Origin of the sequence: Ensifer sp. Root954 (genome assembly GCF_001429005.1) — a bacterium.
Lineage (GTDB): Bacteria > Pseudomonadota > Alphaproteobacteria > Rhizobiales > Rhizobiaceae > Ensifer > Ensifer adhaerens.
Map to the genome: position 1 here is coordinate 502715 of NZ_LMJM01000052.1, position 19229 is coordinate 521943.

The 19229-nt window shown below is 63.4% G+C and carries 20 protein-coding genes and 1 tRNA gene; 10 read left to right on the forward strand and 11 right to left on the reverse strand.

All coding sequences use genetic code 11. The features are described from left to right. Nucleotide 1: 1 nt before the first annotated feature. Nucleotides 2–580, reverse strand: coding sequence for a helix-turn-helix domain-containing protein (locus ASE71_RS33000; protein WP_082566367.1), 579 nt, complete (start codon nucleotides 578–580; stop codon nucleotides 2–4). Between the two features lie 218 nt (nucleotides 581–798). On the opposite strand from ASE71_RS33000, the gene ASE71_RS33005 reads away from it, so the two are divergent. Both ASE71_RS33005 and lepA read left to right on the forward strand, forming a co-directional pair. After that, nucleotides 799–2040, forward strand: coding sequence for an MFS transporter (locus ASE71_RS33005; protein ID WP_029742415.1), 1242 nt, complete (start codon nucleotides 799–801; stop codon nucleotides 2038–2040). A 70-nt stretch (nucleotides 2041–2110) separates the two neighbouring features. Next, nucleotides 2111–3937: a translation elongation factor 4 gene (gene lepA / locus ASE71_RS33010; protein WP_370689543.1), complete on the forward strand. Its 1827-nt coding sequence runs from the start codon at nucleotides 2111–2113 to the stop codon at nucleotides 3935–3937. Nucleotides 3938–4112: 175 nt separating this feature from the next. On the opposite strand, the gene ASE71_RS33015 is transcribed toward lepA, so the two are convergent. After that, entirely contained in the window at nucleotides 4113–5579 is a 1467-nt protein-coding gene (locus ASE71_RS33015) for an MFS transporter (protein ID WP_060519552.1), read from the reverse strand. A 129-nt stretch (nucleotides 5580–5708) separates the two neighbouring features. Here ASE71_RS33015 and ASE71_RS33020 point away from each other — a divergent pair, with 129 nt between their 5' ends. Continuing rightward, the gene (locus ASE71_RS33020) at nucleotides 5709–6323 is read left to right on the forward strand and encodes a TetR/AcrR family transcriptional regulator (RefSeq protein ID WP_060519550.1); all 615 of its coding nucleotides are present in this window, start codon (nucleotides 5709–5711) and stop codon (nucleotides 6321–6323) included. 189 nt (nucleotides 6324–6512) lie between these two features. Here ASE71_RS33020 and ASE71_RS33025 read toward each other — a convergent pair whose 3' ends face one another. Genes ASE71_RS33025 through ASE71_RS33040 form a run of 4 tightly spaced genes read right to left on the reverse strand, consistent with a single transcriptional unit; the run spans nucleotide 6513 to nucleotide 8843 of the window. After that, nucleotides 6513–7025, reverse strand: a complete 513-nt coding sequence (locus ASE71_RS33025) for a GNAT family N-acetyltransferase (protein ID WP_060519548.1) — start codon at nucleotides 7023–7025, stop codon at nucleotides 6513–6515. A 26-nt stretch (nucleotides 7026–7051) separates the two neighbouring features. Continuing rightward, nucleotides 7052–7615, reverse strand: a complete 564-nt coding sequence (locus ASE71_RS33030; protein WP_060519546.1) for a sugar O-acetyltransferase — start codon at nucleotides 7613–7615, stop codon at nucleotides 7052–7054. Continuing rightward, entirely contained in the window at nucleotides 7612–8091 is a 480-nt protein-coding gene (locus ASE71_RS33035) for a GFA family protein (protein WP_060519544.1), read from the reverse strand. The genes ASE71_RS33030 and ASE71_RS33035 overlap by 4 nt, the downstream gene beginning before the upstream one ends. Then, the gene (locus ASE71_RS33040) at nucleotides 8088–8843 is read right to left on the reverse strand and encodes a type 1 glutamine amidotransferase (RefSeq protein WP_060519873.1); all 756 of its coding nucleotides are present in this window, start codon (nucleotides 8841–8843) and stop codon (nucleotides 8088–8090) included. The genes ASE71_RS33035 and ASE71_RS33040 overlap by 4 nt, the downstream gene beginning before the upstream one ends. Nucleotides 8844–9197: 354 nt before the next feature. Here ASE71_RS33040 and rnk point away from each other — a divergent pair, with 354 nt between their 5' ends. Beyond that, nucleotides 9198–9602: a nucleoside diphosphate kinase regulator gene (gene rnk / locus ASE71_RS33045; protein ID WP_060519542.1), complete on the forward strand. Its 405-nt coding sequence runs from the start codon at nucleotides 9198–9200 to the stop codon at nucleotides 9600–9602. A gap of 95 nt (nucleotides 9603–9697) precedes the next feature. Here the strand turns inward: rnk and ASE71_RS33050 are convergent, their stop codons facing one another. Then, nucleotides 9698–10153, reverse strand: coding sequence for a DoxX family protein (locus ASE71_RS33050; protein WP_060519540.1), 456 nt, complete (start codon nucleotides 10151–10153; stop codon nucleotides 9698–9700). 214 nt (nucleotides 10154–10367) lie between these two features. On the opposite strand from ASE71_RS33050, the gene ASE71_RS33055 reads away from it, so the two are divergent. Next, on the forward strand, nucleotides 10368–10649 hold the full coding sequence (locus ASE71_RS33055) for a SelT/SelW/SelH family protein (protein ID WP_029742402.1): 282 nt from the start codon (nucleotides 10368–10370) through the stop codon (nucleotides 10647–10649). Between the two features lie 83 nt (nucleotides 10650–10732). Then, nucleotides 10733–11077 (forward strand): YqaA family protein, encoded by a 345-nt coding sequence (locus tag ASE71_RS33060; RefSeq protein ID WP_082566375.1) that lies wholly within the window; start codon nucleotides 10733–10735, stop codon nucleotides 11075–11077. 14 nt (nucleotides 11078–11091) lie between these two features. On the opposite strand, the gene ASE71_RS33065 is transcribed toward ASE71_RS33060, so the two are convergent. Beyond that, the gene (locus ASE71_RS33065; protein WP_029742400.1) at nucleotides 11092–11718 is read right to left on the reverse strand and encodes a ribonuclease D; all 627 of its coding nucleotides are present in this window, start codon (nucleotides 11716–11718) and stop codon (nucleotides 11092–11094) included. Nucleotides 11719–11825: 107 nt separating this feature from the next. On the opposite strand from ASE71_RS33065, the gene ASE71_RS33070 reads away from it, so the two are divergent. The 3 genes from ASE71_RS33070 (at nucleotide 11826) to ASE71_RS33080 (ending at nucleotide 15530) form a co-directional block, all read left to right on the forward strand. Beyond that, nucleotides 11826–12137, forward strand: a complete 312-nt coding sequence (locus ASE71_RS33070; RefSeq protein WP_029742399.1) for a hypothetical protein — start codon at nucleotides 11826–11828, stop codon at nucleotides 12135–12137. Nucleotides 12138–12346: 209 nt separating this feature from the next. Next, nucleotides 12347–13375 (forward strand): hydroxyacid dehydrogenase, encoded by a 1029-nt coding sequence (locus ASE71_RS33075; RefSeq protein WP_060519539.1) that lies wholly within the window; start codon nucleotides 12347–12349, stop codon nucleotides 13373–13375. A gap of 148 nt (nucleotides 13376–13523) precedes the next feature. Then, nucleotides 13524–15530: an adenylate/guanylate cyclase domain-containing protein gene (locus ASE71_RS33080; RefSeq protein WP_082566366.1), complete on the forward strand. Its 2007-nt coding sequence runs from the start codon at nucleotides 13524–13526 to the stop codon at nucleotides 15528–15530. 3 nt (nucleotides 15531–15533) lie between these two features. Here the strand turns inward: ASE71_RS33080 and ASE71_RS33085 are convergent, their stop codons facing one another. The 3 genes from ASE71_RS33085 to ASE71_RS33095 all read right to left on the reverse strand — a co-directional run bounded on the left by ASE71_RS33085 (nucleotide 15534) and on the right by ASE71_RS33095 (nucleotide 18352). Beyond that, a complete protein-coding gene (locus ASE71_RS33085; RefSeq protein ID WP_029742396.1) occupies nucleotides 15534–16481 on the reverse strand; it encodes an adenylate/guanylate cyclase domain-containing protein in 948 nt (315 codons plus the stop codon). A 279-nt stretch (nucleotides 16482–16760) separates the two neighbouring features. Then, a tRNA-Leu gene (locus tag ASE71_RS33090) sits at nucleotides 16761–16847 on the reverse strand. Nucleotides 16848–16924: 77 nt separating this feature from the next. Then, nucleotides 16925–18352, reverse strand: a complete 1428-nt coding sequence (locus ASE71_RS33095) for a phosphomannomutase (RefSeq protein ID WP_082566374.1) — start codon at nucleotides 18350–18352, stop codon at nucleotides 16925–16927. 222 nt (nucleotides 18353–18574) lie between these two features. Here ASE71_RS33095 and ASE71_RS33100 point away from each other — a divergent pair, with 222 nt between their 5' ends. Beyond that, entirely contained in the window at nucleotides 18575–19084 is a 510-nt protein-coding gene (locus ASE71_RS33100; RefSeq protein ID WP_060519870.1) for a BA14K family protein, read from the forward strand. The last annotated feature ends 145 nt before the right edge of the window (nucleotides 19085–19229 follow it).

Here is a 19229-nt window from a genome sequence, read left to right on the forward strand (position 1 = left end):
GTCAAACCTTGGTGCGGCAGAGGATGACGGCGTAGTGAGCCGGCTCATCGTGGGGGTTGTGAAAGATGTGTCCCGCCTCCAGCCCCATGAACAGGCAATCGCCTGGCTCGAGCGAATGGAAGCCGGATTCGGTCGTCATTTCGAGCCGCCCGGAAAAGAGCCAGAGGTGCTGGGTAATGCCGCGATCGGAGGGTTGCCTCTCGAAGACGACACGGGCACCGGGCGGAAACTCGACCTCGACGATATCGATCGGCGAGCCAAGACCATCCGGCGAGACGGAGCGGCGCAGATAGCCGGATTCCGGATCGCGCCAGAGCCGCTGGTCGGCGCGCCTGGCAAGCGGTGACGCCTCCTCGGCATCAAAGGCAAAGAGTGCTGAAAGCGTGGTTGAGAGCGCGCTGCAGAGCTTGGCAAGAAGCTGGGCGGTCGGGCTCGCCTCGCCTCGCTCGATGCGCGAAATCATCGCCCGGCTGACACCGGAACTTGCAGCAAGCTCGTCGAGCGTCAGGTTCTGTTGCGTCCGCAGCGTGCGAATGCGCTCGCCGATGGCATGTTCGAGGGGATCGGTGACGTTTTCCATTATTTGAGATTGCATTTCTCATATAGTGGAGTCAAGACTGCGAAAGACCGAAAATACAGGCATGCGATGCCGCTTTGGCGACAGCGCAACAAGGGTATTTCGGCTAAGGTGGCAGCTTCGGACCCAGAAACGAGAAAAGCTTTCACTTCAATACTTTAGACAGCCCTCATCCATCACGCCAGCGCACCCGCACGGGCGGCCTCATCGACAGGTTGGACATGACAAAACAGCCCTCCTCGCTGACCTCGATCGCCAGTATCGTCGCCTCGATGACGGCGGTGGCGATCGGCAACGGCATGATGCTCGCCTATGTGCCCTTCGCGCTGACGCGCTCGGACGCGCCGGACTGGGTGCCGGGTGCTGCGGTCACGATGATCGCCTTCGGCGGGCTGATCGGCTGCGTCATCGCCGGACCGATGATCCGTCGTGTCGGCCATGCGCGCGCCTTCTCCTGCTCGATGGCGCTCGTCATCCTCTCGGCGCTGACGATCGCGCTCGGCATGCATCCGCTCTTGTGGGTACTGGCCCGCGGGCTTTATGGCGCGTCCGGCAACACCAATTTCATCATCGCCCAAAGCTGGCTCAACCATGCGAGCGAAAACCACTGGCGCGGCAAGGCGATGGCGCTGTTCTACATGGCCTATGTCATCGGGCTCGGCACCGGCGCCTGGCTGTTCGGACAGATCCCGGCCGACGGCAACCTGCCGCCGCTCGTCACCATCTTCTTCACAGCGCTCGCGCTCTTGCCGATCGGGCTGACGCGGCTGCCGACGCCACCGCCGCCGGCCAAAGTGAGCATCGACATCCCGATGGTCTGGCGCAATTCCCCCGTCGCCTTCATCGGCGTGCTTGCCGCCGGCGGCCTTTCGATGGTGGTGCAGGGCTTCACGCCGATCTATGCGGCCGCCAACAATGTCAGTCAGAGCGACGTCGCCAATCTGATGTTCGTCATGCAATTCGGCCTCATCGCCATCCAGTATCCGATGGGAACATTGTCGGACCGGATCGACCGGCGCCTGGTGTTGATCGGCACGTGCCTGTTGATCCTTGCTGCCGGCTTCTTCGCGCTTTCGGCGTCGTTCAGCAATCTGCTCCTTCTGATGCTGGTCTTCGCGCTCTTTGCCGGCGCGGTCGAGACCGTCTATTCGATCGCCAATGCGCATGCCAACGACCGCACGGATCCCGCCGATTTCGTGCCGCTTGCCAGCACCATGCTGGTCGCCTGGTCGATTGCTGCGACCGTCGTGCCGATGCTGGTGACGCTGCTGACACCGGTGTTCGGGCAGCGCACGTTCATCTATGCGGCGATGGCCGTTGCCGCGCTTTATGCCTTCTTCGTGCTGCTCAGGTTGCGCAAACGTGATGAGGTGCCGGCGGCCGAGCGCGAGAGCTTCGAGATCAGGAGCGCGCAGGTGCCTAATGCCGGTGCGCTCGTCGATGCGGAAGCGGGGGCCGAATAGGCCGATTTATAGTGAACGAAGCCTTCATTTCCCGCTTTGCGGCGGTTGAAGGCACTGCTATATGCGGCCCATGAGCACAACATCTTCGAAGACGCCCCTTTCGCATATCCGCAACTTCTCGATCGTGGCCCACATCGACCACGGCAAGTCGACGCTTGCTGACCGGCTGATCCAGTCCACCGGTGGCCTCGCCGAGCGCGAGATGTCCGAGCAGGTGCTCGACAGCATGGATATCGAGCGTGAGCGCGGCATCACCATCAAGGCCCAGACGGTGCGCCTGCACTACAAGGCCAATGATGGCGAAACCTACGTGCTGAACCTGATCGACACCCCCGGCCACGTCGACTTCGCCTACGAAGTCTCGCGCTCGCTGTCGGCCTGCGAAGGCTCGTTGCTTGTCGTCGACGCGTCGCAGGGCGTGGAAGCCCAGACGCTCGCCAACGTCTACCAGGCGATCGACAACAACCACGAACTCGTCACCGTGCTCAACAAGATCGACCTGCCGGCGGCCGAACCGGACCGCATCAAGGAGCAGATCGAGGAAGTGATCGGCATCGACGCGTCCGACGCCGTGCTGATATCGGCGAAGACCGGCCTCGGCATCCCTGATGTCCTCGAAGCGATCGTCACCAAGCTGCCGGCGCCGAAGAGCGACGGCGGCGATGCGGCGCCCTTGAAGGCCCTGCTCGTCGACAGCTGGTACGACACCTATCTCGGCGTCATGGTTCTCGTGCGCATCATCGACGGCACGCTCAAGAAGGGCATGACCATCCGCATGATGGGCACCGACGCCAAGTACACGATCGAACGTGTCGGCGTGCTGACCCCGAAGATGGTGGCGATGGATGCGCTCGGCCCCGGCGAGATCGGTTTCATCACCGCCTCGATCAAGGAAGTGGCCGACACCCGCGTCGGCGATACCATCACCGAGGACAAGCGCCCGACCGCAACCGCGCTGCCGGGCTTCAAGCCGGCACAGCCGGTGGTCTTCTGCGGCCTGTTCCCGGTCGATGCTGCCGACTTCGAGGACCTGCGCTCGGCGATGGGCAAGCTGCGCCTCAACGACGCCTCGTTCTCGTTCGAGATGGAATCCTCGGCAGCACTCGGCTTCGGCTTCCGTTGCGGCTTCCTCGGTCTGCTACACCTCGAAATCATCCAGGAGCGTCTCGAGCGCGAGTTCGACCTCGACCTGATCGCGACGGCCCCGTCGGTCGTCTACAAGCTGTTCATGACGGACGGCTCGGAACGCGAGTTGCACAACCCGGCCGATATGCCCGACGTCGTCAAGATCGCAGAAATCCACGAGCCGTGGATCCGCGCGACGATCCTGACGCCCGACGACTATCTCGGCGGCATCCTCAAACTCTGTCAGGACCGCCGCGGCATCCAGATCGAGCTGACCTATGTCGGCACCCGCGCGATGTTGACCTACGACCTGCCGCTCAACGAAGTCGTGTTCGATTTCTACGACCGCCTGAAGTCGATCTCCAAGGGTTATGCCTCGTTCGACTACCAGATCACCGAGCACAAGGAAGGCAACCTTGTGAAGATGTCGATCCTCGTCAACGGCGAGCCGGTCGATGCGCTGTCGATGATGGTGCACCGGATGGCAGCCGAAAAGCGCGGCCGCGAAATGTGCGAAAAGCTCAAGGAGCTGATCCCGAAGCACATGTTCAAGATCCCGATCCAAGCGGCGATCGGCGGCAACGTCATTGCCCGCGAAACCATCTCGGCGCTGCGCAAGGACGTGACCGCCAAGTGCTACGGCGGCGACGCCACCCGCAAGCGCAAGCTGCTCGAAAAGCAGAAGGCCGGCAAGAAGCGCATGCGCCAGTTCGGCAAGGTCGAGATCCCGCAGGAAGCCTTCATCGCCGCCCTCAAGATGGGCGACGAGTAAGCGGCAGCGCCGCATGTTTCAACGTTTGAAAGGGCGGCCCTCGGGTCGCCCTTTTTGGTTTGTGAAGGTGAGGCGATGCTGGAGCAGCAGGATTGGTCGCACGCAGGCGTGGTTTCCCGGACTAGCTACTCCGTTATTCTGGGCCACGGCGTCTCACAGTGACCTCTCACGACGGTTACTCCGGCAGCTTCTTCGGCAGCCAGAGCCAGGCGATGATGCCCAATGCGAGCAGCGACAGGGCGCCGACGCCGGTCGCGATGTGAAGACCGGTGAGGAAGGCTTCCTTGGCCTGCAGCACCGTTTCAGAAGCAAGGCCCGGCTGATCGAGGGTTTCGTTCAGCGTGCCGGCCACGCCGGGGCCGAGCAGCCGGAAGCTGAGTGCCGCCAGTGAACCCAGAAGCGTGATACCGAGCGCATTTCCGAGTTCGTTGCTGGTCTCGGCGATCGAGCCCGCGGCACCGGCGCGTTCGGCAGGCACCGCCGACACGGCGATCTCGGCGACGAGGCTGAAGGAGAGGCCGTAGCCGATGCCCGCAACCACAGTCGAGGCGATGAGCGCTGCCACGCCCGCCTCGGTGCTGGTGAGGAGCAGCAGAAAGAGGCCGGCTGCGATCAGGAAATGCGTCGCAACAAGCGCCGTCTTGCGGCCGACCACATCGACGATGCGCGCTGTCCCGACACAAGTCGCCATCAGCACGACGGCGCCGGGCAAGGTCAAAAGTGCTGCGGTAAAAACATCGAAGCCGAGGACCGATTGCAGATAGATGCCCGAGAGGTAACCGACGGCGGACCAGACGACCAGCGGCAGGAGGCCGGTGAGAATGGCGATAGAAAAGATGCGGTCCCGGAAAAGGCCGAGGTCGAGCAGCGGATAGGCGATCCGCGTTTGCCTGCGAAGAAACAACGCGATGGCGAGGACGCCGACGAACCCGGAGAGCGTCTGCAGCGGCGTGAAGCCGTAGGCGGCTGCGGTCTTCAGCGAATAGGTGGTGAGCAGGATACCGGCAAAGGACAGGACAAGGCTTGGCAGGTCAATGCGGCCATAGGTCGTGGAGCGCACCTCGCGAAGCAGAATGGGTGCGGCGACCAGGAAGCCGAGCACGACGGGAACGTTGATCAGGAACACCACGCCCCACTCGAGCCGCTGCAACAGGATGCCGCCGATAACCGGACCGATGGCGAAGCCGGCTGCAAAGGTGGCGGCGAAGATGCCGATCGCCTGCGCCCGCAGTCGCGGATCCGGAAACAGCGCGCTGACGATTGCCAGCCCCGAGGGCAGCAATGTCGCGCCGCCGAGCCCCATCAGCGCCCGGGAAGCAATCAACGCCATGGGCGACTGCGCATAGGCCGCACCGAGCGATCCTGCACCGAAGATCACCGCGCCGATCATGATCAGCTTCAACCGCCCGTAGCGATCGCCGATATTGCCGAAGGCAATCAGCAGCGAACCGACGACGAAACCGTAGATATCGAGGATCCAGAGCGCCTGGTCCGCGGTGGGCAAGAGAGCCGAGGTCACGCGCGGCATGGCGAGATAGAGGATGGAGCCGTCCATGGCCACGATGAGGACCAGCGGCAGCACGGCGATGAGGCCGAGCCATGCGCTTCGGCCTTGGGAGTGAGGGAGTGAGACGTCAGTCATTGGGCACGAATCCTTTGCAAACGGCATGCGTCGGCATGCCGCTTCGCCGCCGCCCGTCAGGCAGGCGGATGGTTGTGGTTAGGAGATATCTTCTATATACTTAAGGTAAGTTACTTTTGGTATATAGTGATGTCAAGCACCATGGAAACAGACACGGTCACCGCCAAACGCGTTCGCCTCACCCGCGAGCAGCGGCTACGCCAGCTGCTGGACGTCGCCTGGAGGCTCGTTCGCGAGGAAGGGACCGATGTGCTGACGCTGCCGCGCCTGGCCGAGGAAGCGGCCGTCGCCAAGCCGGTCGTCTATGATCATTTCGGAACACGCAACGGACTGCTCGCCGCGCTCTACCAGGATTTTGATGTGCGCCAGACGGTGGTGATGGACGCTGCCATTGCCGCGAGCGACCCAACGCTGGAAGCGACAGTCAGGACGATTGCCGCCTCCTATGTCGACTGCGTGCTCACGCAGGGTCGCGAGATGCCCGGCGTGCTGGCGGCCCTCGCCGGCTCGCCCGAGCTTGCGGCCATCAAACGGGACTATCAGCTGGTCTATATCGAAAAGTGCCGAAAGGTGCTGGGCCCGTTCATCGGGCAGAGGGGCATCGCACAGGCCGGTTTCTGGGCAATGCTCGGCGCAGCCGATGGCTTGTCCCACGCTGCAGCGACGAGCGAAATCACCGCCGACGAGGCTCAGGACGAGCTTTACGAGACGATCATTGCCATGGTGAACAGAAGCTGCCGTTAGAGCGGCACGCTTTCAAGAGATGCCCTTTGCGAGCGTCGGCGCTCTTTTATCGCCGACGCCTCTCGCCAAGGCGTGGGCCGATCTCCTCAAGACCGATCCAGCCTATGATGTCAGCTGCCTCCCGGACTGAACTTCAGGCCCGGGGATGAAGACCGGGAGGGTGGCGCTGCCAGAGCGGCAGTGCTCGCCTCATCCGTCCTCAAGCACGTACCGCTTCGAAATGCGATCCACCAACTGCCCGTCCTTCAGCGGCACCGCCTTGTCGACCTTGTAGTCGACGAAACCCATCTTGCCGTAATAGGTGAGCCCGCTGACATTGTCCGCACGGATGGTGGCGTTGAGGGCTTTCAGGCCGATCGAGCGGGCGAAGTCGCAGGTGGCATTAAAGAGCGCCGTGCCGGCGCCGGGCACCTTGTTGTCGGGGCGCGAGAACGTGCCGATGTCGGCCCAATCCTGCGGTATGCCGTCCCACTGGTCGAGCGCCTGGAAGGCGCAAGGCTCACCCGCCTCGTCCTCGGCGACGAAGCAGCTGACGAAGCCCGGGCCGGCGAGATAGTGCGCCACGAAGCTCTCAGGCGTGAACGGCGTCTGATGGGCGGTGGTGCCACCGATCGCGATGATCTCGTTGAGGAAAGCGCACAACGCAGGTGCATCTTCTGGCCGCGCCGGGCGCACATGGATCGTCTTCATCTCATTCGTCATCAAAAATCATTCCTCCTGAAATCGCCTTACGTAGACACGCGGCGGAGCGGCCGCGCCGGGTTGCCGGCGACCACGGCGCCGGCCGCCACGTCCTTCGTCACCACCGAGCCCGCACCGACGATCGCGCCATCCCCGATCGTGACACCGCCGAGAATGATCGCGCCGCCGCCGATCCAGACATCGGCACCAATCGTCACCGGCTTGGCGACTTCGAGGCCTTGGCTGCGAAGCACGGCATCCCTGTGGTGCTCGGCGCAATAGATCTGCACGTTCGGCCCCAGCATCGTCCCCGACCCGATCGCCACGCGGCCGCTGTCGAGGATTGTGCAGCCGGCATTGAGATAGACGCGGGCGCCAAGGTGGATGTTGATGCCGTAGGAGCAATGGAATGGCGCCTCGATGAAGACGTCGTCAGCGACCGCACCGAACAGCACCCGCAGCGCCGACGCCATGTTTCCACGCTCGATCGGCGCCATGGTGTTGTGCTGATGGACAGCATCGCGCGCCGTCATCCGAAGCGCCTCGAGTTCGTCGACGAGGCAGGAGTACCATTCTCCGGCTGCCATCTTGTCGCGTTCGCTGGCTGTCACGCTTTTGCTTTCGCTTCCGCGGCTTCGCGCCGTGCCAGGCTTTCCGGCGGCCACATCGTCTTGATGTCGTAATAAATCTCGAAAGCCGGTGCGCCGCCCTCGAGCGACAGCCAAGCAACCTTGGAGCGGGTGAAGATATGCGCATCTGGCGGGAAGTCCGACGGGCGGTCAAGGCTTGCGATCCGGACGAAGGAAAGCCAGCCGCGCCGGCCGTAGTCGCTCCAGAGGGCCGTCTGGCATTCGGCACAGCGGTAGACATCATGCGGACGGCCGCTGTCCGTCGGAAGCGTCACGACGACCGGCTCGCCCTCAATGAGTTCGATATTGTCGCGCTCGATCACGCCGTTGACGACGAAGGCGCTACCGACCTGGCGCTGGCAATCGCTGCAATGGCAGCAGTTGACGAACATCGGCGCCGCCTTCAGCCGATAGCGGATCCTGCCGCAGAAGCAGCCGCCGTTTAATGCCTCGCTCATCCGGTAACCTCCTCCAACGCCGGTTCCTCATTCACCGCGCCGCCCTGATGGCGAACGATCGTCGCGACCCAGGCGCGAGCAAGAGACAGGCCCGCGGCATCCGCCTGGCGGCCGTGGCGCGCGGCGTGTTCGCGATAGCGCGCAAGCCAAGTGGGATCGAGCCGCTTGATGGTGTCCGGGAAAGCGCGGTTCCAGTCTTCGACCAGGTGTGTGTCGGCCTCGAAGTGGAATTGGGTGCCGTAGGCGGCGCGGCCGACGCGGAAGGCCTGATGTCGGGTGACGGCGTTTTCGGCGAGATGGACAGCCCCCTCAGGCAGCGTGAAAGTGTCTCCGTGCCACTGGAAGATCGGGAAGCTCTCACCGACGCTGGAAAGGACCGGGTCCTCGGCGCCTTCGCCGCGCACCTGCACCTCGCACCAACCGAACTCCTTGGCCTCGCCCAGCAGGTTCCGGCCCCCATAGGCGCGGGCGAGAAGCTGGCTGCCGAGGCAGATGCCGAGCACGGAACGGCCGCTGTCACCGAAGCGGCGCATCAGCGCGGCAAGATCAGGCAGATAGGGATAGGCGGCATCGTCGAGCGCGCTCTGCTCGCCGCCAAGCACCACCAGTGCGTCGTATCCTTCCGGTGTTTCAGGAACGGCCTCGCCGAGATAGGCGCGGCGGATCTCGATCTCGGCCTTTGCCTCGCGAAGCGCCGTGCCGACCTGGCCGAGCTCGGTCTTCGCCATGTTTTCAACCACCAGCACCCGCATCATCGCATTCCCTTCGCATCGACCGTGGAGATTGACCACGAGCGCGGCCACTGTTCAAGAGGTCACATAGCGATGCGATGATGCGGACGGGTTCATGCGGGCCTTGACTTCGTGAGCGAACTTTCCGACCCTTGGGGCATGATGATGCCGACGATTTCTTCTCATTGCTGCTTCCGGGTGTGCCCGATCGCAGGAACCTGACCCCAGCCCGGACGCTTGCGCTCTCCGGGTCAGGGGAGCCTTTCGCGTCGGCAGAAGAAATTTCCGAGCGCGGCTGAACGAGCGCCTAATCTCCAGAAAACCTATTCGATTGCGCCCTGTCGTGCGCTTCGATTGAACGTGTCAGGTCCCATCATGGCGGCAACCCGCAAGAAACTTCCCCCGATCATCATCAATGCCGAAGACCACAAGCGGCTGACGGCGCTCGCCTCCTCCGCGCTCGAGCGCGTGCCTGATGTGGCCGAGGCACTGCTCTTTGAACTCGACCGCGCCCGGGTCGGCGCGCCCGACGCGCTGCCCGCCGACAGCGTGCAGATGGGCTCCACCGTCGCCTTCGAGGCCGACAATGGTTTTGCCAAGCAGGTAACGCTCGTCTATCCCGGCGAGGCCGATATCGAAGCCGGCCGCATCTCTGTGCTGACCCCTGTCGGCGCGGCGCTGATCGGGCTCTCCGTCGGCCAGTCGATCGACTGGCACGACCGGTCGGGCAAGGTCCACCGGATGACCATTCGCAGCGTGACGGCGAAGGAAAGCGCCTGAGAGATCGCGACGGCGAAAGCCTCACCAGCTGCAAGACGAAAACGGGGAGGCCGGTTTTCACCGCCTCCCCGTTTTTCTAAGCGTCGTTCGTTCGATCAGAACTGCTTGCCGAGTTTGGCGTCGACAGACTGGCTGTTGGCGCCGCGGATGGCGAGGAAGAACAGGATCGCTGCCCAGAGGATCGACTTCTCTGCGCCGAAGAGGCCCTCACCCTGCACGATGCCATGGAAGTAGACGGTGACGAGCAGAACGATCATGCCGGCAAAGGCAGCCGGGCGCGTCAACAAACCGATCGCGATCAAAATGCCGCCGAAGAATTCGGTCGCGGCGAGCAGCGGCGACCAGAAGACGCCGGGATAGAAGCCGAGGCCCTCGACCATGCCGATCGCGCCGAAGGGATTGGTGATCTTGCCAAAACCGTGAACCGCAAGCAGAGCGCCGGCGAGCACACGCAACAGCGTTTCGGCGGATGTATTGAGCGGCAGATAGATCTTTTCCAGCGCCGGCAGGATGGCGCGCGGGCGGGAACTGGAAACGGTGACGTCGGTCATTAAGGGGCCTCTCCGGCGGTTGGGTGCGACAATTTGTGCAATGCCGCATTGTCTCGCCGCGACGACCGCGCAAAGCAAGCTATCCGCCGATAAAAACATGACTAAATTGGTTGACAATCGTGTGAGCGCAGCGTGAGCGTGAGCCCCGGAACGCAGTTGTTTCCAACTGAGGCGACCGCTATGGTCGCCGCCCGAAGCACATCCGAGACACCCGATGGACCAGAAGCCGCGCATCACCATCCTTTACTGCACCCAGTGCAACTGGCTGCTTCGCGCCGGCTGGATGGCGCAGGAACTGCTGCAGACGTTCGGGCAGTCGCTCGGCGAAGTGGCGCTCATTCCCGGCACCGGCGGCAATTTCGAGATCCGCGTCGATGACGCGCTCATCTGGGAGCGCAAGCGGGACGGCGGTTTCCCCGGGCCGAAGGAACTGAAGCAGCGCATCCGCGACATCATCGAGCCGGAGCGCGATCTCGGTCATACGGACAGGAGCTGATCCTGGATTTCGGAATTCTTGCCGGCGTCTTTTCCGCGGCCTTCCTGTCGGCGACGTTGCTTTTCGGCATGTCGGAAGCTGCGATCGTGGCCGCCGCCCTGCACGGCGAAACGAGCCGCCCTGCCCTCTTCATCGCCGCGACATCAGGCAACGTGCTCGGCGCCGTCGTCAATTTTGCGCTCGGGCGTTTTCTGATCCGCTTCGAGGGGCGCCGGTGGTTTCCGGTTTCGCCCACCAATCGGCAAAAGGCAGAGGCGCTCTTTGCCCGCTACGGCCAGCCGGTGCTGCTTCTTTCCTGGCTGCCGGTCATCGGCGACCCACTGACGCTGGTCGCCGGATTGCTGCGCATGAAGCTGCCGCTGTTCCTGCTGTTCGTCACCATCGGCAAGGCCGCACGTTATGCGGTCGTCCTTTACCTGACGCCATAACAGCCCCGCGCAACTCAGCTGTGCGCGAAGATATCCGTCTCGTCCCAGCCAAGCAGGTCAAGCTTGGAGCGCGTCGGCAGGAAGGCGAAGCAGGCTTCGGCATGCTCGATGCGACCATCGCGGATGAGGCGCGCCGTCAGCTTGTCGCGCAGCGCATGCAGGTGCAGCACGTCGGAGGCGGCATATTCGAGCTGCGCCTGCGACAGGGTCTCTGCTGCCCAGTCGGACGACTGCTGCTGCTTGGAAATGTCGACGTCGAGCATTTCCTTGAGGTTGTCCTTGAGGCCGTGGCGATCGGTGTAAGTGCGGGTCAGCCGCGAGGCGATCTTGGTGCAGAAGACCGGCGTCGTCGTCACCCCGAAGGTATGGAAGAGGACGGCGATATCGAAGCGGCCGAAATGGAAGATCTTCTGGCGGGCCGGATCGGCAAGCATGGCGACGAGGTTCGGCGCTTGCTTCTGGCCGGCTGCGATGCGGATCACGTCGGCCGTACCGTCGCCCGGAGACAGCTGCACCACGCAAAGGCGATCACGGCGGGGGATGAGGCCGAGCGTTTCCGTGTCGATCGCGATTGCGCCTCGATAACGATCGGCGTCGGCTGCGGAGATATCGCCTTCATGGAACCGTATTGCATTCGCCATCGAAAATCCCCAGATCAAACGAAGTGGTGTGGCCTATAGCGCAAGTTTGGCGTCGGCGATACCGTTGTCACGTTCCGCCCGCCGGCTGCCCTTTGAAAGTCCTGACGATGACGTCTTTTCAACCCGCCCTCGCTCTCTCCACGCTCGCGCTGGCGATCGGGCTGACGGCCATGCCGGCACCGGCGCAGACCTATCGGGACCTGCCGGGCGTGCGCCAGATGGATCCGTTGAATGGTGGTGGCGACCAAACCGTATGCGAGCAGACCTTTGTCGACCGAAACTATCCGTTCGAATCGTCGGCCCGCGGCGGCCCCATCTACGACACGATCTACAACTGCCGCCGTGGCGACGGGCCGGTCTTCCAGGGCAGCGACCTGCCGCCTTCGCTCTATCGGCAGAAGCGTGGTCTCGGCTACTAAGCAAAAACACGACAAGCAATCCTCGTGCGAAGACAGCATCGGGACCGCCACGCCGCTTGGCAAGCGGCGGAACTGTTCCTAGCCTCACGGCCAGAGCATGGGCGTCCTCCGTCTCAGCGCCGCGCAAAGGTCACGGTAGCGCTTTGAGGTGCTGCATGTTTTTATCCTTCGATCGACCCGATCAAAGGAAACCTGCAGTGGGAGGAACCATGCCCGACAACCGGCCGCTTGCCATCAGTGCACCCGCACCACGCACGCTCGATCTCATCTTCACACCGGAAACCCTCAAGGACCTGCATCGCCGCTACCGCATCGTCGAAGCGGACCCGGAGGATATCGCCGGCCTTGGCGACGACGTGCTCGGCAACGCCCACTACATCATCGGCCAGCCCCCGCTCGACCACGCCACCCTCAGGCGCATGAGCCAGCTGAAAGCGATCCTCAACGTCGAAAGCAACCTGATCAACAACATGCCCTATGAGGTGCTGTTCGAGCGCGGCATCCATGTGGTGACCACCGGGCAGGTCTTTGCCGAGCCGGTGGCGGAACTCGGCCTCGCCATGGCGCTCAACATCGCCCGCGGCGTCGTCGACGCCGACCTTTCCTTCCGTGAAGGCCGCGAACTCTGGGGTGGCGATGGCAACCGTTCGGCGCGCCTGCTTTCCGGCTCCGAGATCGGCATCATCGGCTTCGGCGATCTCGGCAAGGCCCTGAACCGCTTGCTCTCCGGCTTCCGGGCGAAAATCCGCGTCTTCGACCCCTGGATGCCGGCCTCGATCCTGCGGGACAATGGCGTTGAACCGGCATCGCTCGAGACCGTGCTGGGCGAAAGCGACTTCGTCTTCGTCGTTGCTTCCGTTACCAGCGAGAACGAAGGCTTCCTTGGCGAGAAGGCGTTTGTCCGCATGCGTCCGGGTGCCGCCTTCATTCTCCTCAGTCGCGCCGGCGTTGTCGATTTCGAGGCGCTGATGGCCGCAGTCGCAAGCGGCCATATCGTGGCGGCGAGCGACGTCTTTCCGGAGGAGCCCCTGCCGCTCGACCATCCCGTTCGCCGCATGCCGGGCTTCCTGCGTTCGGCGCACCGCGCCGGCGCGCTCGACAGCGCCTTCAAGAAGATGGGCGACATGGTGCTCGAAGACATGGACCTGATGGATCGCGGCCTGCCACCGATGCGCTGCAAGCGTGCCGAGCGCGAAACCGTCGCGCGCATGCGCTCGAAGCCGGTAACGGTGAACTGAGACATTTTTCGCTGCGGATCTCGGCGGGATCGTGCATCCCGCCAATTAACGTGTTTTATGGGATTCGCATTTAACTTTTCTTGCACATGCGATCAACCTTGCACGTTAAGGTCGTCGCCGAGGCATCGTTACGGATCAGAGAAACGCGATGGTAGACACGGCGCCCGGCGCTCGACAAGGCAAAGCACGCGATGGCTGGAACAGTTCGCTGCGATCGCTGTTCAGCCTCGTCATGGTCGCCATGCTGATCGTCGTTTCCGCGACGCTTGTCGGGCTCGACTACCATCGCTCGCGCAACGCCGCGATCGCTGATGCCGAGGCCAACATGCGCGGCTTCATGAACCGCCTTGTCGACCGGCTGGGCGTGCTCTCGGGCGACACTTCCGCCCTCGTCAATCTCGTCTCCTCCGTCGCCAATTCCTTCCTCGTGCCCCCGCCTGAACGCATGAACGACAAGGTGGCGGTGCTTCGTGAAGGCATCACCCGCTCGCCGCACATCGATGGGGTCTATGTCGGCTATCCCAACGGCGCCTTCTTTCAGGTCGTCGACCTCAAGCAGGTTGCCTGGCGCATGGCGCTCGACGCGCCCCGTGGCGCCGCCATTGCGGTGCGCTCGATGGAAAGGGACTCAAACGGCAAGCCGCTCCAGCGCGTTCTCTTCGTCGACAAGGACGGCACGCAATTCTCCGAACGGCGGCTACCGCCATCGAGCTTCGACCCGCGCACGCGGCCCTGGTATCGCGCGGCCGTCAACGGCAAGGCCGCGGTCTCGACCGGCCCTTATGAAAGCGCCACCACCGAAACACTGGGCATGACCATCTCGCAGGCCCATCGCGGCAATCCGCAGATCGTCATCGGCGCCGATGTCGTGCTCGATACGATCACCGACTTCCTCGCCCGCGAACGGCTGACTGCTGGTTCGGTGTCCTTCATCCTCGATGCCGTCGGCCGGCCGATCATCCATTCCGACCGGGTGATGATGCGACGCATCATGGCTGCCAAGGATAAGGACGCCCCGATCGTGCAGGCCGACAGCGACCCGCTGATCCAGAGCATCCGCCAACATCCACCAGCGCCCGACAAGGCCGACTTCGTCCAGGTCGGGGACCGCACCTACCTCGTCATGGTAACGCCGCTCGAATCCGCGCTGCTTCTCTCCGGCAACCGCGCCGTGGTGGCCGCACCGCTCGACGAATTGATGGCGGACGCCAACAAGACGCTCGTTCAGGGGCTGGCGATTTCCGGGGCCGTGGTAGCCTTGGCGGTACTCGCCTCGCTGGTGCTGGCGCATCTGATTACCAAGGGGCTCAACCAGCTGACCGCCAGCGCCAACCGGCTGCAGGACCTCGACTTCACCACCCCGATCGATGTTTCCTCGCATGTCAGCGAAATCTCGACCCTCGGCGGCGCCATGAATCGGGCCCGCGATGCAATCTTCACCTTTGCGCTCTATGTGCCGAAGGAACTGGTGCGCAAGGGCATCGAATCCGGCCATTTCAGCGGCCGCTCCGCCTGGCGTCAGGAAGTCACCGCGCTCTTCACCGACATCTACGATTTCACCACGCTCAGCGAACGGCATTCGCCCGAGGAGGTGGTGGCGATGCTGTCGGAGTATTTCGATATCTTCAGCGAGACGGTCGGCGAGCACGACGGCACGATCATCCAGTTCCTCGGCGATTCGGTCTTTGCCATGTGGAACGCCCCGGCACCGGACGACAAACACGCCGAGAATGCCTGTCGGTGCGCGCTCGCGGTCCAGCAGCGCCTCAGCATCTTCAACGAAGCACAGCGCAAGAAAGGACTGCCGGAGTTCCGCACACGCTTCGGCATTCACACCGGCACCGCCGTCGTCGGCAATGTCGGCGCCAAGGAGCGGCTGCAATATACCGCCATGGGCGACACGGTGAACGTCGCCTCGCGCCTCGAGGGCATGAACAAGAACTACGGCACGATGATCATGGCGAGCGGCGCGGTCGTTGCCCATACGGGTGGCACGATCCACTTCCGGCCGCTCGGCACAGCGCAGGCCAAGGGCCGGGCCTCGGCCCTGGAGATTTACGAAGTGCTGGGCGCGGAGCCGAAAGAGCCGGAAGCCCTCGATGACGGCCCGAAGACACACGACAACTTGTCGGCCGGCTCCGAAAGCCGCGAATAGACGTCAGGAGCCGAGGCGGCGGTTCTGCCGGGTGACCCAGCGAATGCCGCCGACCACGGCGAAGGCGAGCAGTGGCCAGACGGCCCAGAAGACGCCGCGCCAGGTCAAGAGATTGATGGTGAGAAGCACCAATCCCGAGAGCACCAGTATGCCGATGCTGCGGTCCACCCACGGGTTGGTCTTGATCCAGGCAAGGCCGGCAAGGATGGCGAGGCCAAGCAGCGGCCAGACGGACCAGAAGGTTCCGTTCCAGGTCAACAGGTTGAGAGCGACCAAGCCAGCGGCAACGATGTAGAGAACCGGGAGCGATCCGCTCCTGATTGCCGCAATCACGCCCACCGGCTCCGGACGCGGCTTGGCCGCCTCGGCAGCGGCTGCTTCAGCACGGCGGCCGAAGGTCTCTGCGGCAAAGGTCGGACGGGGATCGTCCGCGCCGATGCGCACGGCATAGCTCGGCACACCGCCATCGATGTTCTTGACCTCAAGAGGCCCCAGAAAATCGAAACCGACGGCGACCTTGTTGCGCACCTGGTCGTACACGGTATTGGAGATGACGATGCCGCCAGCCGGCGCGGACGCCTGCAGCCTGGCTGCAACATTGACGCCGTCGCCGTAGAGATCGTCGCCCTCGGCGATCACGTCGCCGAGATTGATGCCGATGCGAAACAGCATCTGCTCGTCGGCCGCGCATTTCTCGTTGCAGCCGGCGAGTTCGTTCTGCACGTCGATCGCGGTGCGCAGCGCTTCCACGACGCTCGGAAACTCGGCGATCAGTCCATCACCCCAGGTGTTGACGACACGGCCCTCATGCGCCTCGATGAGCCTTCCCATGGCATCGCGATGGCGCTTCAACGTGGCGAGCGTGCCCTCCTCGTCGGCGCGCATCAGCCGCGTGTAGTCCTGGACGTCCGCGGAGAATATGGTCGTCAGCTTGCGACGTGTCTCAGACATCGCTTCGTCCTTCTCAAAGCCGCCGCCCCGGCGGACGATAACATGGGGACGGCCCTCACGCGGAAAGCCTGCCCTTCATAGCCGATAGAATATCAATGCTGCCGGCCCAAGCTTCAAGGCGCACCACGCGAAAATATCCTGGGCATGCAACCATCCTGGTCGAAGAGCGAGGCTCGGAAGGCAGGAAATCGCCACGGAATCCGGCCAAACGCCAGAAACGAAAAAACCCCGGCGAACCGGGGTTTTTCAAAACCAAATCAAAGATTTGGTTTGGGAATTTGGTGCCCAGAAGAGGACTCGAACCTCCACACCCTTTCGAGTACCAGCACCTGAAGCTGGCGCGTCTACCAATTCCGCCATCTGGGCGACGAGCGGGTGTGTAAAAGGCTCGAGTCGAAGTGTCAACAGGCTTTTTGAAGTTTTCGTGTCGGAGGACAAAAAACTCAGTTCGAGGCGGTTTTTGCCCAATGCCGGATTGTGGATAGACCGCTCGACAGCAGTCCCTCGGCCGCCTCGGCCGTGTCCGCCTCGACATAGCAACGCATCTCCGGCGCATTTCCGGAGGGGCGGAAGTGAATGATGCGACCGTCGTCGAGCGTCACCCTCAGCCCGTCGATGTCACTGACGGCGACCGGCCGGCCGATCGGCGCCAGGAATGCCGCGAGATTTTCGTCGCCGCCGCGCAAATAGGCCATCAGCCGGGCGCTGGTTTCGACCGGGAAGTTTTCGAGCCGGTCGCTGAGCGCCACGGGAAGCCGATAGGAGGCGGCCAGCACCGACAGCGAGAGTTTGGCCTCTGCCGCCGCAGCCAGTGCGGCGACGATCGGCAGGACGCAGTCGCGGGTGGGCAGCGGCTGGAGGGTTGCGCCGTTGACGACGAAGGGGCTGGCCGTCAGCGTGCCGCCATTGGCCTCGAAGCCAGCGACCTTGGTCGACCCCTCGTCCAGGGCCTGCTGCATTCCGGCGATCACGAAGGGCGACCCGACGCGGGTGCGCAGCACGGAGAGCCCTTCCCTGCGCTCCAGGCCCGAATTCGAGGTGACCGGCGTGACGACAAGCGTCGCACCGAGGAAGCCGCAGGCAATCAGCCCGAGGAGATCGCCGCGCAGCGGCAAGCCGTTCTCGTCCGCGACCAGCGGCCGGTCGCCGTCGCCGTCCGCCGATACGATCGCATCGAGCCGGTGTTCGCGGGCCCATTCCTGAAGGCGTTCGATCGTGTCGGTGGACACCGCTTCGGTATCGACGGGGATAAAGTGTTCCGAACGTCCAAGGGCGACGACCTCGGCGCCAAAGAAGGCGATCAGATCGGCGAGAAGATCCCGCGCGACGGTGCTGTGCTGGTAGACGCCGACCTTGAGGCCGGCGAGCGCGCCGGCGGGCAACAACTGCCGGTTTCGCTCGATGAAGAGCGAGGATGCGCGGGACGCATGGTCCTCACCAATCCGCTGAGAGGCAACCGGCTCGATCTGCCCGGGAATTTCATCGGCAATCCGGCTGATGGCGACTTCATCTTCCTTGTCGATTTCGCCATCCGGCCGATAAAACTTGATGCCGTTTCGATCAGCCGGGATATGGGAGCCGGTGATCATCAGACCGGCCGCTCCGCATTCGCGGCCATAAAGCGCAAGCGCCGGCGTCGGCACCGTGCCGCAATCGAAGACGCGCAGTCCTTCGCGCGCGAGTGCCGAGGCACAGACTGCCGCGATTTCCGGGCTCGAATCGCGAAAGTCGCGGGCGATCACGATCGGGTCACCCGGCTGGCTGCGCCCGGACGTCAGAAGATAGCGCGCAAACGCGGTCGCGTAGCGGGCCGAAGGCTCACCCTTCAGTTCCTCTGAAAGGCCACGCAGGCCGCTGGTACCAAACTTCAACTGCATCGCATTCTCCGCTGCCCGCTGCCGGGCGAAAAGGGACAAAAACAAAACGGCGCGCACGCGGGACAAGCGCTTTCCGGGCAAGTTGGCCAAAGGCCGGAGCTCCGAGGCTCCCTTCTGCACGCTCCCTGCCCATTGCCATGAATAAACCAAGAAATGCAAACGTAATACAGGCAGGGACACAACCGGAAGGCAGTGCTTTCCGAAAGCGAGGACAAAATGACGGGATTTCGCAATTTCGTTATCGGCTGCAGCTTGGCCGCCGCCTCCCTGATCACCCCCGTCGGACCTGTACAGGCGATGCCGCTTCAGGCGCCCGACCTTCAGATCAAGGCACAAGGCGACGTCCAGAATGTGCAGTATTACCACCGCCGTTACGGCGGATATGGCGGATACGGCTGGCGAGGCGGTTGGGGAGGCCCCTATTACAGACGCGGATGGGGTAGCCCCTACTATGGCGGCTCCGGCCTGACCCTCTACTTCGGCTCGGGCGGATACTACGGTGGCGGTTACTATGGCGGCGGATACTACCCCCGCTACGGCTACAATCGCGGCTATTATCCCCGCCGTTACTACGGCGGCAACTACTACTATCGCGATCGGTATGTCGGTGGCGGCAACGCCCATGTCAGCTGGTGCCTGTCGCGCTACCGTTCCTACAATCCGGCAACCAACCGGTTCTTGAGCTACGGCGGCGCTTACAAGGTCTGCTATTCGCCCTATCGCTAGAGCGCGGCGCGTCCGCATGAACGCACGAGAAACGCTCTAGCGCCCTAATTGGGGCGCGGCCTGGCCGTACCGCCTGCGCACCTTCTCTCCGCCCCGCATTAGCGGGAGTTGGAAGTTTTGCGCGCCATCACCGGCGCTTGCGTGC

Bases quoted from the DNA above. Each gene is read 5' to 3' on its own strand.
- ASE71_RS33000 (WP_082566367.1), bottom strand. From the start codon at position 580: ATGGAAAACGTCACCGATCCCCTCGAACATGCCATCGGCGAGCGCATT.
- ASE71_RS33005 (WP_029742415.1), top strand. From the start codon at position 799: ATGACAAAACAGCCCTCCTCGCTGACCTCGATCGCCAGTATCGTCGCC.
- lepA (WP_370689543.1), top strand. From the start codon at position 2,111: ATGAGCACAACATCTTCGAAGACGCCCCTTTCGCATATCCGCAACTTC.
- ASE71_RS33015 (WP_060519552.1), bottom strand. From the start codon at position 5,579: ATGACTGACGTCTCACTCCCTCACTCCCAAGGCCGAAGCGCATGGCTC.
- ASE71_RS33020 (WP_060519550.1), top strand. From the start codon at position 5,709: ATGTCAAGCACCATGGAAACAGACACGGTCACCGCCAAACGCGTTCGC.
- ASE71_RS33025 (WP_060519548.1), bottom strand. From the start codon at position 7,025: ATGACGAATGAGATGAAGACGATCCATGTGCGCCCGGCGCGGCCAGAA.
- ASE71_RS33035 (WP_060519544.1), bottom strand. From the start codon at position 8,091: ATGAGCGAGGCATTAAACGGCGGCTGCTTCTGCGGCAGGATCCGCTAT.
- ASE71_RS33040 (WP_060519873.1), bottom strand. From the start codon at position 8,843: ATGCGGGTGCTGGTGGTTGAAAACATGGCGAAGACCGAGCTCGGCCAG.
- rnk (WP_060519542.1), top strand. From the start codon at position 9,198: ATGGCGGCAACCCGCAAGAAACTTCCCCCGATCATCATCAATGCCGAA.
- ASE71_RS33050 (WP_060519540.1), bottom strand. From the start codon at position 10,153: ATGACCGACGTCACCGTTTCCAGTTCCCGCCCGCGCGCCATCCTGCCG.
- ASE71_RS33055 (WP_029742402.1), top strand. From the start codon at position 10,368: ATGGACCAGAAGCCGCGCATCACCATCCTTTACTGCACCCAGTGCAAC.
- ASE71_RS33065 (WP_029742400.1), bottom strand. From the start codon at position 11,718: ATGGCGAATGCAATACGGTTCCATGAAGGCGATATCTCCGCAGCCGAC.
- ASE71_RS33070 (WP_029742399.1), top strand. From the start codon at position 11,826: ATGACGTCTTTTCAACCCGCCCTCGCTCTCTCCACGCTCGCGCTGGCG.
- ASE71_RS33075 (WP_060519539.1), top strand. From the start codon at position 12,347: ATGCCCGACAACCGGCCGCTTGCCATCAGTGCACCCGCACCACGCACG.
- ASE71_RS33080 (WP_082566366.1), top strand. From the start codon at position 13,524: ATGGTAGACACGGCGCCCGGCGCTCGACAAGGCAAAGCACGCGATGGC.
- ASE71_RS33085 (WP_029742396.1), bottom strand. From the start codon at position 16,481: ATGTCTGAGACACGTCGCAAGCTGACGACCATATTCTCCGCGGACGTC.
- ASE71_RS33100 (WP_060519870.1), top strand. From the start codon at position 18,575: ATGACGGGATTTCGCAATTTCGTTATCGGCTGCAGCTTGGCCGCCGCC.